We start from the raw sequence: 13812 nt of genomic DNA on the forward strand, positions 1-13812 counted from the left end.
TGTAGCGGTACGCACGGGGTACCGATGCCGTTGGTGTCCGGCGAAACCACCGCAGCCGGGGAACGCTGTGTTGAGGCAGGCAGGTGCCGGCGGTTCACGCCGTGGCGCGTGCCTCGGGCTTGAGCCGCACGTAGACCTGCTTGCGTACGCGCGCGACCACCTCGCCCTGTTCATCAAGGAGGTCGTTCTCGAACCAGTGCAGGTACTTGCCGCCGTCCGCGGTGGCCGCGCGCACCTCGTCCAGGGTGGCATCGTCCAGGCGGAACTCGGTCCAGACCACGCCGCGGCCCGGCTTGATGAAGTCGATGCTGCCGCTCTTGTCCCACACGAAGTAACGGCCGCCCAGGTTCTGCAGCAGGCACAGCATCCAGAACGGGTCGGTCATGGCGAATAGGCTGCCACCGAAATGGGTGCGCACGTAGTTGACGTTCCACGGCCGCTGGCGCAGCTCGACCCGCACATGGCGGTAGTCGGCGCTGATGGCGGTGACGTGGATGCCGGCGAACAGGAACGGCGGCCACAGGTTGATGCCATGGCGGAACAGGCTGGCTTTCATCGCGGAACAGCGGCGGGCAGGGGCCTGGAGTCTAGCATTCGCCGGCGTATGGTGTCGGCGCCGTGGTCACGGCATGGCGGCGTGGTAGCCGTCGCGACCGGCTTCCTTGGCCGTGTACAGGGCGGCGTCGGCAGCCTGGTACAGCGCCGAGGCGGTGTCGTGGATGCCGGGCACCACGCTGTAAATGCCGACCGTGACGCTGGTGTGGGCGGTCCTGCCCTTGCCGATCGGCAGCGACATGTGCCGCACCGTGGTGATCAGTTGCTGCACCAGCGCGAGCGCGCCTTCCTGCGGGGTGTCGGGGAGGATCAGGGCGAACTCGTCGCCACCGAAACGGGCGGCGACGTCGCGAGGACGCCGGGCGATATCGCCGATGGCCTGGGCAACCTGGCGCAGCATCTGGTCGCCCAGGTGGTGGCCGTGGGTGTCGTTGTAGGCCTTGAAGTGGTCCACGTCGATCAGCATCAGCGTCAGCGGCTTGCCACTGCGGCGCGCGGCATCGGTCTCCAGGCGCAGGATGCCCTCGAAGCGCATGCGGTTGGCCAGGCCGGTGAGCGGGTCGTGGTTGGCCTGGCGGCGCCAGTAGCGTGCCTGCCACAGCCCCCAGGCCAGCAGCAGGACCAGCCCGGCGCTGAGCGCGCAGACCGGCGCGTACCAGACGTGGAAGCCGCGCAGCAGCACGAGGCTGGACAGCAGCGGCAGCGGCAGCAGCAGGCAGGCGATCAGCCAGCGCCGTGAGGTGGGCGCGGTGACGGCCAGGGTCGTGAGCAGCACCAATGCCACGCTGGCCAGCATCTGCTGCAGCGGTGACAGCGGCACGATCGCCCGGTCGGTGAGCAGCATGGAGGCAACGTTGGCCTGGTACTCGCTGCCGCTCATCCATGCCTCGCGCGAGGTCGGGGTGAGCAGGCGCGGCGCCATGCCGCTGGCGGTCATGCCGACGATGACCAGGCGGTCATGCAGCAGGCTGGCGGGGACGCGTCCTTCGAGCACGTCGATGTAGGACACCTGCGGGAAGCTGCCCGGCGGGCCGGCGTAGTGCACGCGGACGTAGTTGTCGCGCCGCCATTGGTACGGGCTGGCCTCCCCGTTCGCCGGGCCACGTAGGCCCGGCAACGGCGGTGGGCTCCCGGCCAGCGCGACGCCGAGCGCCGGCCAGTGCGGGGAGTCCATGCCGGCCTTGAGGTAGATGCCGCGGGCCACGCCGTCGCCGTCGATCTCGATGTCGGTATGCGCCAGCGCGGCGGCAACGCTGGCGATCTGCGGCACCGGCAGCAGTTCCTCCGGCACCGCCTCGTCGCTGCCGGCCGAGGCCAGCACCGGCAGGATCACGTTGCCGCTGCGCGCGATCGCCGCGGCCAGCTGCGCATCCTGGCGGCTGTCCTTGCGGTCGGGTTCGGGGAACATCAGGTCCAGTGCAATGCGCCGGACGCCTGCGTCCTGCAGGCGGTCGATCAGCTGTGCATGGGTGCTGCGCGGCCACGGCCATTGGCCGAGCTGCTGCAGGCTGCGGTCATCGATGGCGACGATGGCCAGGCGCGGGTCGGCGGGGTAGTCCCATTGGCCGACGAGGTTGTCGTAGATGCTTTCGTCCGGCTGCCAGAACAGGCGGAAGTGGCAGGAAAAGCCGGTCAGCGCGCCGAGCGTGACGGCGAGCAGCAGGCGTTGGTGCCACGGCAGCCGCAATGGCCTCATAAAGCCAGCAGCAACAGCAGGGCGCCGGCGCCGGCGCCATAGCAGAGCGGGCAGGGCAGCTTGACCTGCTGGGGGGCGGAGAACGGACCGGCATAGCCGTCCCCGGCGATGGTCTGCACGCGGACGTACAGGGTGCCGCCGCGCAGCGGTCGCTTGAGCGAGGCTTCGGGTGCGTCCACCTCGGCATCGAGCAGCAGGCGTTCGAAGTCGGCGTTGCGACTCACCTGCACGCGGTAGCGGCTGGCTTCGGCGGCGGCCTGCCAGCGCAGGGTGAGCTGGCGACCTTCCGGCGCCGGCTGCAGTTGCGGATCGACCGGCGCGTCACTGAGCGACAGCGGCAGCGCCTGGCCGAAGCGGCCACGCGTGCCCTGGGCATCGACGGAGGCGACGCGCCAGAAATAGTCACCGGCGGGCAGGGAATCGGCGGTGCGCAGATGGGTGCTCCGGGTCGTCTGTTCCACCAATGGTTGCAGGAACAGGGGCTCGCTGGCGACCTGGACCACGCTGCCATCGGCCTGCGCCACCTGCGCCCACTCGAACCGCGGGCGCAGCTGGTGCAGTGTCTGCCCGTGCTGCGGCGACAGTGTCAGCGGCGGCTCGGGGCCATCGGGGAGCAGGAAGTCGCGGTTGCCGTCCAGGCCCTCGACGCCATCGGCATCGACGGCCCGGACCAGCAGGCGCAATGCGCCCGCCGGCAGGGCGTCGATCACCACCCGGGTGTCGGCCAGGTCACGGGCGAACAGCAGCACGTCAGGGGCATCGGCGCGCACCACTTCCACGCGATAGCCCGCCGCGCCAGCCACCGGCTGCCAGCCGGCGAGCAGCGGCAGCGCCGCGATCCGGGTACGTGCTTCGTCGAAGGCCGGCGCCGGCAGCAGCGCCTGGCTCGGGCTGGGGGCGAGTTCCGCGCTGCGGCTCAGGGTGGCGCGGCCCGGGTCGACCATCTGCCGGCCACCGCGGTTGTCCACCTGCACGCGGCCTTCGACCACCTCGGTGCTGGCCACGGACTGCCCGCCACCGGCACTGACCCGGAACACCGTGCCGCGCACGCTGCTGGTCGCGGTGGGGGCGGTGATGATGTAGCGCGAGGCCGGCCCGCGCGCCGGGGTCACGCGGTTGCTGCTGCGGCCACGCTGCAGGCGCAGGCGGGTATCCACCATGCCGGTGGCCCCGTAGGTGCTGAGCTGGTCCAGCAGCAGCTGCGAGTTCTCGCGCAGCAACAGGTGCGAATCATCGGCAAAGGCCAGCGTCACGCTGGCATCGGCACCGGTGCTGATCTGGCTGCCGATCGGCAGTTGCATGCCCGTGCTCACCGTGCGACTGGTGCTGGACGGGCCACTGACCTGGACTTCACCCCGCACCGCCAGGACGCGTGCCGGCGCCGGCTCCACGCGCAGCCAGGCAATCGGGAACTTGAGGACACGGCCCGGTGGCAGCTGGTACGGGTCACCGACCGTGTTGTGTGCCTGCAACTGGTGCCAGCTGATGCTGGGCTTGAGGTAGCGCCCGCCCAGGTCCCACAGCGTATCGCCGGGGCGCACGCGGTAGGTCCAGTCCTGTGCCGCTGCGGCCAGACAGGGCAGGAACAGGGTCATGGCCAGGGCAAGCCGGGGCAGCATGAAGCGGAGGCACGACAGACGCTGTTGAACACGTGTCACGGACGCTGGAATCCTGGGCAAAGGGGAAGCGGTGCCCGGTAATGATGCCGTGCTCCCCCTCTCCCCCTGTTATCGCGGTGAGTGCCGCGAGGCGATCAGGACTTGATCGCCATCACATTGTCCACCAGTTTCCATTTCACGATCCTGAACCTTGGCTGGCTTCAGAACAGCAGCGAGGACATCCTGCGGCGATAACGGCCCACCAGATCCTCGTCCTCGATCACGCGGAAGGCGTCGATCAGGGTCTTCTTCGGCAGGCTGTCGCGGAAGCCGCGATCGATGCGCAGCATTTCGATGAACTGCTCCAGCGCGGCTTCATCCTCGCCGCCGAGCAGGTGATGCACGCCGAGCTGGTAGCGGGCTTCCAGGTCATTGCCGTCGGCCTGCACGCGCTGGGCCAGCGTGGCCGCGGCGGGCGCATCCTTGAGCGCGTTGCCGAAATCCAGACGGGCGCGGGCACGCACGGCACGGTCGTCGGTGGACAGGTTGGCGGGCAGGGCGTCGAGCAGCTGGCCGGCTTCCTCGGCGGCACCGGTCTTGAGCAGCGCCAGGGCCAGGTCGAGCTTGAGCTCGGCCTTGTCCGGCTCGGCGACGATGGCCTGGCGCAGTGCGGCCACTTCGGCCTGCGGATCCAGTGGCAGCGCTTCCGGCTCGGCGTCGGTGCTGGCCTCGGCCGGCAGCACGCCATGCTGGGTCAGGAACTCACGCAGCTGGCCCTCCGGCATGGCACCGGGGAAGCCGTCGACGATCTGGCCGTCCTTGATCAGGAACACGGTCGGCACCGAGCGGATCTGGAAGGCCGCGGCAATCTGCTGTTCCTTGTCCACGTCGACCTTGGCCAGCTCGAAGGCGCCGTTGTACTCCCCGGCGAGCTTTTCCAGGATCGGGCCGAGCGACTTGCACGGGCCGCACCAGGTCGCCCAGAAATCGACCAGTACCGGCGTCTGCAACGACTTCTGCAGGACGTCGGCTTCGAAGGTCTCGGTGGTGGCTTCGAATACGTGGGGAAGATCGCTCATGGCTGGTTTCATTGCGGACAGGAACCCCCTTCATGGTGGCGGTGGCGGCGCTTCTCAACCGCCGGATGCACGACAGCCCGCCGGGGGCGGGCTGTCGGAAGACCACGAGCCGTGAGGGGCTCAGTGCTGCGTCGGTAGTTCCTGCGCCTGTGCCGGTGCCTGCTGGGCCTGCGCCGGGGCGACGTTGGGCGTGGCCGGCAGGCTCAACTCGGGGTTGACCTGCTGCGCCTGCAGCGCCTTGATCTGCTTGTCCAGCGCTTCGAGCTGGGAGTTGGTGGCGCGCAGGTCCGAGCTCAGCGCCACGGCCTGCTGCTTGCGCTCCTGCAGGGCGTTGCTGACCTGCAGCGACTGCTGGCGCTGCTGCTCGGCTTCCTGCTGCAGGCCACGCAGGCGACGTTCGTTCAGGGTCACCAGCTTCTCGCTGTAGGCCTTGCCGGCCTGCAGGCGGATGGTGTCCAGGTAGACCTGCGCCAGCTGCCGGGTCTGGTCGGCGAAGGTGACGTACAGCGACTCGGCGTTGTCGGAGGCCTCGGTGCGGATCACGCGCCAGAATTCCTTTTCATGGAACAGGGCGACGTAGTAGTTCAACGAGTCGGCATGGAACAGCAGGCTGGCGCCGTAGTTGCCGTTGTAGGTGGTGCGCAGTTCGGTCAACTCGTGGTTGGCCATGAGCCGCTGCAGCTCGCTGACGGTGTTGCCCACGGTGGTGTCTTCGCTGTTGGCGGGCGCGGCCGGCGGCTCGGCTTCGCCGCGCTGCCAGCGCCCGGCCATGGCCTGGGGGGCCGCTACGAGGCAGCTGGCAATCAGCAACGCCCAGCACAACCGGGCAGGCAGTGTCTCGATGCTTGTCATAATTCCTCGTAATTCCCCCGAACTGCGATGGCCGTCGCATTTGTGAATGCGCACGGGATGGCGGCGAGCATAGCACGGCCAAATGCGCCGGAACGCACGTCCTGCAACGGCTGCCGTGGCGTGGTGCAAGCGCTCATTCCACCAGTTGGGTGCGACCGCACTGGATGGATTGCATGTGCACGTCGGTGCGGCCCAGCTGCAGGCCGAGCACATCGGACAGCACCGCTGACAACAGCTGGCCGACCGCGTTCAACAACGGACGCAGCACGCCATCGACGACCGGCTTGAGCAGGAGGCACAGCACGCTGCTGCAGCTGCCATTGCCGGTGGCCGGGTTGTAGCTGCCGGTCCCGCTGAGGCCGCCGGGCTTGGTCTGCAGGTACTTGGCCAGCGCGTTCTGCACGCAGCTGTTGTAGGCCAGCAATCCGGCCAGCAGGCCCTTGCACGAGGTGATGCCGAGCACGTCGAGCAGGCCGCCGATGATGCTCGGGTCGCTGACGTTGGTTTCGTAGAGGAACCCCGTCCAGACGTTGCCCTCGACCTTCTTCGGCGTGCAGCCGAGCAGCCAGTAGTCGCAGGTCGGGATCTGGGTGTTCCAGTTGCCCAGCGCGGGCAGGTTGGCATTGCCGTCGCGCAGCAGCGCGACGACGGCCTCGGGCTGGTAGAAACCATCCTTCTTGGAGGCTTCCAGGTACTGGCGGGCGATGTCCTGCGCGGCGTCCGAGCTGGTGCCGGAGGGACTGAACAAGGCCTGCACGGTGCCGAGCAGCGCATCGACCAGCCGCGAGACCAGGTCGCCCACGGCCAGGGGATTGGGTGCCACGGTGCCGGTCTGCCCGGCGCTGAGGGTCAGGGACTGCCGCGCGGACAGCGCTTCGAGCGTGATGCGGTGATTGAGCACGGTCTTGCCGAACAGGCTGACCATGTCCTCGTTGCCCAGGCCGGTGCGGCACAGTTCGCGCGTGGAGTCCCACGGCGTGGTCGCCTTGCCGACGCAGACATTGGCCACCGCGCTGGTGACGTCGACGGTGGCGGTGGCCGGTTGTGCGTTGCAGTCGATCGCGCTGAGCCGGCCGAAGCCGTCGATCACGTCGATGTAGGTGGGCAGCTTGATGCGCGTGCCCAGCCAGCCCAGCACCGCGCCCAGCGCCGGGATGCGCTGCGAGTCGATGTCCAGGAACAGGCGCACCTGGCTGTTGTAGGCGGTGGTGCCGACCGGGCCGATGCCGATCGAGGCAGGCTCGACGATGCTGGCCTTGGCCTCGACCAGGCCCAGCAGGTTCAACTGCGGGATCGCGACGGCATGGTTGGCGTTGGCGATGGAGATACTGGTGCCGATCAGGTCCAGCGCGCTCAGGTCCACGTCCAGCGCGCTGCTGCTGGCGGCGCTGCCGCCGGTGATGCGCGCGAACAGGCCGTTGCTGGCGGCGTCGGAGCCGAGTTGCACCAGCACGTCGCGCAGGCCGACGCGTGCCAGTTCCTGCTTCAGCGCATTGACGCTGACGCCCAGCACGCCCTGTTGGTTGGCGAGGTTGGCCATGATGTCGAGCAGTTGGCCGACGCTGACCTTGTTGGCGGCCAGCAGGCTTTCCAGTTCGCCGGCATTGATGTCCGCGGCCACGTCCACGCCCAACGCCTGCAGCAATCCGCGCGGGGTGATCTTGACGTTGGCCAGCCCCTGGTAGCTGGCGATCTGGGTCTGGTTGAGGTCGATGCCGACCAGCCGCAGCAGGCCCTGCAGCGGTGCATTGCTGTTGACGTTGAGCAGGCGCGACCCCACGGTGAACGCCGCTTGCGGCGGGGTATGCCAGGCCACGGCGGTGGCGTTGATCTGCGGCATGGACGCCAGCTGGTGGAAGAACGGGATCGCCTGCCGCGACGCGGTCACCCGCACGGCGTTGAGCGGGCGTTCCGGCGTGACCACCACGAAGCGCGCATCGGCCGGCAGTTCGGCGCCCCAATAGCCGCAGCGCACGTCGAGCGTGCCGCCGAAGCCGTTGTCGGTCACGGCGTTGCGGCGCGCGGCGAGGTTGTCGGTGTAGTCGGTGGTGCATTGCTCAAGGCGCTGCGCGCCGGCCAGCGCGGCCAGGTCGGCGGTTTTCTGCACGTCACGCTTGACCCAGTACAGATAGCCGACCTCGACCAGGCCGAGGATGACGACCAGCCCCAGCAACAGCAGCATCATCATCACGGCGGCACCGCCGCGTGGTGGCGAGGGCGGGGTGCCGGTCCGGGACCGGCGGGGGGGCGCGGGCAGGCGTTTCATGGAACACCTCAGCGGCTGTTACCGCCATTGGAGGAATTCGGCACGGTGGTTTCGAAGTATTCCGGGATCGGGTGATCGAAGCTGGTGAGATAGCGCTGGTAGCTGCGGCTGGCGGCTTCCCCGAGCATCGGCAGCGGCTTGCCGGCGCTGCCGCCATCGGCCTGCAGGCGCAGCAGTGCACGGGTGGCATCGCCGATCTGCGCGCGCGGGGGCGGCGCGTTGTCGTAGGGTGCGGCCGTGGCGATGGGCGGGCTGGCCTCGCCGGCCGGTGGCGCGCTCGCCGGCGCGGCAGGGCTGTCGGCCATGCGTTCGATCAGCGGGGCGTGTTGCGCTTGGACCGGCAGCGGCGCGCCCAGCACGGCGGCCAGCAACGCGGAGGTGACGAGGAACCGGCTCATTGCGTGATCTCCTGCGGCTTGGCGGTGGTCGGGCTGAAGCGGTCCAGCATCGAACCGGGCGGTTGCGGCCGCAGCACGGTGCCGGCCGGTTGCGGTTGTGCGACCAGCGCGGTGGCGGTGCCGCGCGGGGCAGGCGCCTCGCTGGCGGGTTCCGGGCGCATCGGCGGGGTGGCATCGGCCACCGGTGCGCGGCGCAGTGATTGCGACAGGCGGTAGATCTCCAGGCGCGTGGCTTCGGGCAGGTTCGCGCGCTGCATCATGTCCTGCGCGGTGCCGGGCTGGCCGGACAGCAGCGCCCACAGCGCCAGGTTGGAGATGGCGCGCAGATTGCCCGGGGCCAGCTCGGCGGCCTTGGCCAAGGGGGCACGTGCCTGGGCGAAATCGCCGGACTGCAGCAACGCAAAGCCCTGGTCGCCCAGGTAGGTCGCGTTCAAGGGATCCGTGCGCACGGCGTTGGCGAACGCCAGGTTGGCGTTGCCGGCGTCATGCTGGTTGGCCGCGATCAGCCCGAGGCCGTGCCATGCCGGGGCGGCCTGTGGTCCCTTGGTCAGGCTGCGGTAGATCGGTTCGGCCGCGGCGGCGTCGCCGGTTTCGCGCAGGGCGTCGGCTTGCAGGATACGCAGTTCCGGGCTGTCGCCGAAGCTGGCGCGGAAGGCGTCGATGTGCGCGAGCGAAGCGAAGTGGGCGCCCTGTGCCTGCATCTTGCGGATCAGGTCCAGGTACATGCCGCGATCGTCCTGCGGTGACTCCACCAGTGCCGGTTCCACCGGCGGCTGCCTGTAGGCGGCCTGCTTCCCGCCACAGCCGACGAGCAGCAGGGGGACCAGCAACGCGAGCAAGGGGCGGGGACCGTGCATCACAGTCCCCGCATCGCGCTGGCCAGGGAAATGATGGCCGGCCCGGCCAGCACCAGCATCAGCGCCGGCAGCAGGGTCGCCATCATCACGACGGTCATCTTGACTGAGAGCTTGCCCACCTTTTCCTTCATCTTCATCCTTCGCTGCTCGCGCAGGCGCATGCCGAACTGCTTGAGGGGTTCCTGCACGGCGCCGCCATGCTGGTGCACCTGCAGCACCATCTGCATCAGGCTGCGCAGGTCGTCGTTGTCGAACGATTCGGACAGGCGGCGCAGCGACTGCGCGCGGCTGCGGCCACGCGTGTAGCTGAGGTTGGCGGCCTGCAGTTCCTTGCCCAGTACCGGCACGGCGATGTGCAGCTTGTCGCCGATCATCTGCAGGCTCTGGTCGATGCTGAAGCCCACGCCCTGCAGCAGGCGCAGCAGGTCGATCAATAGCGGCAACTCCTCATCGACCTTGCGGCGCAGGCGTCCGGCCCAGCTGCGCAGGACCAGCTTGGGCAGCAGGATGCCCAGCGCGAAGCCGACCAGCAGCACGATGAAGGCCTGCGAACCCTGTGGCCGCACCAGCAGCAGGCCCAGTACCGGCAGCAGCAGCGCCAGCAGCAGGCGCAGCGCCAGGAAGCTGGCCGTGCCGGTGGTGTGGTTCCAGCCGACCTGCTCGAGCAGCAGCTTGTCCTCCGGCGCCAGCAGCGCCTTCTGGATGCGGCTGCCCTCGAACTGCTGGCCGATGGCCGACAGGTCGGCCAGGCGCTGTCGCCACCAGCCCTGTTTCGGTGCCGCCTCGTCGGCGACGTGGTGGTTGTGGTCCAGCGCGGTCTGCAATGCGGCGGTGGCGCGCTGGCTGCGGTGGCCGTGGTACAGCAGGCCGCCCGCGGCCAGCAGCAGGGCCAGCACGACCAGGATCATGGCGAAGAACAACAGGGTGTTCATGGCCGGCTCCGATGCGGGTGGGGAGCGAGGGGGGCACTCATAGCGACTTGGCCAGGCGGTAGAGCAGGAAGCCGCCACCGAGCTCCAGCAGCAGCGCGGCCACGAGGATCTTCTTGCCCAGCGGGTCATGGAACATGGGCTGGAAGAAGTCCGGGCTCAGCAGGGCCATGAACACCGCCGCGCCGATCGGCAGCAGGCCCAGCACCCAGGCCGACATGCGCGTTTCGGAGGTGGTGGCCTGCAGTTCGCGCTGCACTTCCTCCAGATCACGCATGAAGTCGCTCATGCGCTGCAGGATCTGGTCGCTGCGGCCGCCGATGCGGATGCTGGTGCCCAGGATGACCGCCAGCATTTCCAGCGGCCGCAGGCGGTAGGCCTGCGCGGCCTGCTGCAGGGCACGGTCCAGGTCCATGCCCGCGCGGGTGTAGGCCAGCGCACTGTCGAGGATGGGGCGCAATGGGGGCTCGACGTTCTGGGTGGCGTTCTGGAACGCCATCGACAGGCTGTTGCCGATGCCGGCGATGCGCACCATGTTCTCCAGGAAGTCCGGCATCTGCGCGACCAGCCGTTGCTGCATCTTCTCCATTCGCCGGAACAGCCACAGCCCCAGTGCCAGCAGGTACAGCGCGAACACGAACACGCCGAACACCGCCGCGCCCAGGCGCATGCCCGCGCCGAAGGCCAGCACCACGCCGGGCACGAGCAGCAGCGCCAGCGTCCGCGGTGATTCGCTCAGGCCGGCGCGGCGCAGCAGGTCGGCCCAGCGACGGGTGGGCGGGCGCGGCGCGCGTGGCGCCTCGTGGCTGCGCGCTGCCTCCGGATGCGAGAGGCGGCTTTCGGCATGTTCGGCCGCGGCACGCTGCTGCACGCGCGTGGCCAGGCCCCACCACAGGCCCATCGCCGCGGCCACCAGCAGCAGCGCGGTGCTGGCCAGCAGCAGCGCCGCGGTCATGACTGGCTCCCGAAGTTGGCCTCGCGCAGTTCCTGCCGGAACGGTTCGAGCTTGTAGCAATGCGGGTGGAAGCCCAGCCCGTGCCAACGGTCGCGTTCGCGGTTGTCCTGGTCGAACCAGGCCTCGTGCTTGAACAGCTCCTGGCTGGTGATGACGGTGTCGCTGACGCCGGTGATCTCGGTGATGGAGAGGATCACGCGACGGCCACTGCCCAGCCGCGAGATCTGCACGATGAAGTCGATGGCGCTGGCGATCTGCCGGCGCAGGCTTTCCTCGCTGCCCTGGAAGCCGGCAAAGCCGGCCAGCATCTCCAGCCGGTACAGGCAGTCGCGCGGGGAGTTGGCGTGGATGGTGGCCATCGAGCCGTCATGGCCGGTGTTCATCGCCTGCAGCATCTCCAGCACTTCGGCGCCACGCACCTCGCCGACCACGATGCGGTCCGGGCGCATGCGCAGGCTGTTGCGCACCAGGTCGCGGATGCTGACCGCGCCGGCGCCGTCGAAGCCGCCCATGCGGCTTTCCAGGCGCACTACGTGCGGGTGGTTCAGGGCCAGCTCGGCGGTGTCCTCGACCGTGATGACGCGCTCGTTGTGCGGGATGAACGTGGCCAGCGCATTGAGCAGCGAGGTCTTGCCGGAGCTGGTGCCACCGGAGATCAGGATGTTGCAGCGGCCGCGCACCATGGCGTTGAGCAGGGCGTACATGGGCTTGTCGAACGCGCCGCGACCGAGCAGTTCGTCCGGCGTGAACGGGTCCTTGCGGAACTTGCGGATGGACACCATCGGCCCATCCACCGCGAGCGGGGAGATGATCGCGTTGAGGCGGCCGCCGTTGGGCAGGCGTGCATCGACCATCGGGTTGGAGTCGTCCAGGCGGCGGCCGAGCGGGGCGATGATGCGGCGCAGGATGCGCAACAGGTGGCGGTCGTCGCTGAAACGCTGGGTGGAGCGCTTGAGCTGGCCACCGCTGGAGACATGCACGTCCTTGTAGCCATTGATCAGGATGTCCTCGATCTCCGGGTCGTGCAGCAGGTCATCGAGCGGGCCGAAGCCGGTCAGCTCCTTCTGCAGGGCATTGGCGACGGCTTCCATCTCCTGCGCGTTGACCGGGATCTTCCATTCCTTGACGAAGGCAGCGGTCTGCACCTGCACGTACTTGCCGACCGTCTCCGGCGACCATGCGTCGATGTCCACGCGCTGGTCCTCGACGTGGTTGAGCAGGTACTCGTGCGCGGCCGACAGCACGCTCTGGAACTGCTCGGTCTGCTCGAACGGCACCTGCGCGGCGGGTTCGGCGGCCAGGGCCGTTGCCGCGATGCGCGGGGAGAGCGGGGTGACTTTGTCTTCCATGCTTATTTACCGAGCAGGCTGGCCAGGCGCGCCAGCGGGGAAGTGGACGTCGGGGCGGCGGGCCCCGCGCGTCGGCGGTCGATGCGTTGCAGCAGGGGAAGCAGCGCCTTGAGGTACGGGTCGCGAGGGGCCGCATCGGTGAGCAGGCGCCCGAGCCCGGCACAGGAGCGCAGCACGCGCGAGCGGTCGGGCAGTGTCGCCAGCAGGGGCAGGTTGAAGCGCTGCGCGATCTGGGTGTCGGCCAGGCCGCCATTGGGGTCGTAGCGGTTGACTACCAACTGCAGGCGGGCATCGCGCACGCCGCGTTGCTCCAGCTCGCGCATGGTCTGGTCCAGCGATACCAGCGAGCCGATCGCCTGGTCGGTGACCAGCCAGATCTCGCTGGCGTTCTTCAGCAGCGAGGTGGGCATCAGCTGGATCGGCAGTCCGCCGGTATCGCACAGGGTCAGCGGGAACACGCTGCGCAGCCGGTCCAGCAGCGCGGTGGGTTCGTGCTTCTTCAGCAGCGTGCCGCTGGTGGTGCCGAGCAGGGCCAGGCCGCTGGGGTGGTGGGCGAAGGCGCTGGCCGCGAAGGTCGGGTCCATGCGTTCGACGTTGCGCAGGGCTTCCTCGTAGCTGAAGTGGCTCTCGGTGCCGAGGTAGAGGGCTGCGTCGGCCGAGGGCTGGCCCAGGTCCAGCAACAGCAGCCATCCCTGCGGCTGGCCATTGTCCAGCGCGGGCGGGTTCTGCTCGGCCAGGGTGACGCCCAGGTGGGTCGTCAGGGTGCTGGTGCCGACGCCGGCGCGCACGCCCAGCAGCACGATCAGGCGCCCGGTGGGCTGCGGTTCCGGCGGCGCGGCGGCGCTGGTGCGGGCCGGTGCCTGGGTGGCGCAGGCGTGGTCGAATACTTCCAGCATCTGCGCGCTGGTGTTGTCGACGTCGATGAAGTCGCGCACCCCGGCGCGCATTGCCGCCAGCAGGTGCGTGGCCTGTTCCGGGCCGGTGGTGCCGATGCCGATCAGCACCGGCAACGAGGCCAGGTGGCTCAGCTGGCGGGCGATGTCGGTGGAATAGGAGGCGTTGCCGCCGCAGTAGTCCAGCAGCACCACCGCCGAGGGCGGTGCGGTATCGAGCAGCTCACGCGGGCTGACGTCTCGGCTGTCGACCCAGCGCAGTTCCACGTGGCCGGACAGCACGGCACCCAGCCGGGCCATGTGCCGGTTGTCCGGCGCATACAGCAGCAGCTTGCGTTCGGTATTGCTCTGATTTTGCGGCAACGGCATCACCGAGGACATGAGG

The 13812-nt window shown here is 69.2% G+C and carries 12 protein-coding genes; all 12 read right to left on the bottom strand.

The annotated features are described in order from the left end of the window. Window positions 1-94: 94 nt before the first annotated feature. A complete protein-coding gene (locus tag VA603_RS02685) occupies window positions 95-556 on the bottom strand; it encodes a DUF4442 domain-containing protein (RefSeq protein WP_132864447.1) in 462 nt (153 codons plus the stop codon). Between the two features lie 66 nt (window positions 557-622). Next, window positions 623-2251 carry a CHASE2 domain-containing protein gene (locus VA603_RS02690; protein WP_323437855.1) on the bottom strand — a complete coding sequence of 543 codons (1629 nt, stop codon included), beginning with the start codon at window positions 2249-2251 and terminating at the stop codon, window positions 623-625. After that, window positions 2248-3846, bottom strand: a complete 1599-nt coding sequence (locus VA603_RS02695; RefSeq protein ID WP_323437856.1) for a FecR domain-containing protein — start codon at window positions 3844-3846, stop codon at window positions 2248-2250. The genes VA603_RS02690 and VA603_RS02695 overlap by 4 nt, the downstream gene beginning before the upstream one ends. Window positions 3847-4070: 224 nt before the next feature. Further along, complete coding sequence (gene trxA / locus VA603_RS02700) at window positions 4071-4928, bottom strand: thioredoxin (RefSeq protein WP_323437857.1); 858 nt, start codon at window positions 4926-4928, stop codon at window positions 4071-4073. Window positions 4929-5048: 120 nt separating this feature from the next. Then, window positions 5049-5780: a DUF2968 domain-containing protein gene (locus VA603_RS02705; protein ID WP_132864444.1), complete on the bottom strand. Its 732-nt coding sequence runs from the start codon at window positions 5778-5780 to the stop codon at window positions 5049-5051. Between the two features lie 133 nt (window positions 5781-5913). After that, window positions 5914-8046, bottom strand: a complete 2133-nt coding sequence (locus tag VA603_RS02710) for a TadG family pilus assembly protein (protein WP_323437858.1) — start codon at window positions 8044-8046, stop codon at window positions 5914-5916. An 8-nt stretch (window positions 8047-8054) separates the two neighbouring features. Then, the gene (locus VA603_RS02715) at window positions 8055-8444 is read right to left on the bottom strand and encodes a DUF3613 domain-containing protein (protein ID WP_323437859.1); all 390 of its coding nucleotides are present in this window, start codon (window positions 8442-8444) and stop codon (window positions 8055-8057) included. Next, entirely contained in the window at window positions 8441-9301 is an 861-nt protein-coding gene (locus VA603_RS02720; protein ID WP_323437860.1) for a tetratricopeptide repeat protein, read from the bottom strand. The genes VA603_RS02715 and VA603_RS02720 overlap by 4 nt, the downstream gene beginning before the upstream one ends. After that, entirely contained in the window at window positions 9301-10233 is a 933-nt protein-coding gene (locus VA603_RS02725; protein ID WP_313256146.1) for a type II secretion system F family protein, read from the bottom strand. The genes VA603_RS02720 and VA603_RS02725 overlap by 1 nt, the downstream gene beginning before the upstream one ends. Before the next feature lie 37 nt (window positions 10234-10270). Continuing rightward, window positions 10271-11185 (bottom strand): type II secretion system F family protein, encoded by a 915-nt coding sequence (locus VA603_RS02730; protein ID WP_132864439.1) that lies wholly within the window; start codon window positions 11183-11185, stop codon window positions 10271-10273. Further along, window positions 11182-12534 (bottom strand): TadA family conjugal transfer-associated ATPase, encoded by a 1353-nt coding sequence (locus VA603_RS02735; RefSeq protein ID WP_323437861.1) that lies wholly within the window; start codon window positions 12532-12534, stop codon window positions 11182-11184. Before VA603_RS02735 ends, VA603_RS02730 begins: the two co-directional genes overlap by 4 nt. Before the next feature lie 2 nt (window positions 12535-12536). After that, a complete protein-coding gene (locus VA603_RS02740) occupies window positions 12537-13808 on the bottom strand; it encodes a CpaE/TadZ family protein (protein WP_323437862.1) in 1272 nt (423 codons plus the stop codon). Window positions 13809-13812: the final 4 nt, after the last annotated feature.

This window comes from Stenotrophomonas capsici, assembly GCF_034961085.1.
Lineage (GTDB): Bacteria > Pseudomonadota > Gammaproteobacteria > Xanthomonadales > Xanthomonadaceae > Stenotrophomonas > Stenotrophomonas capsici.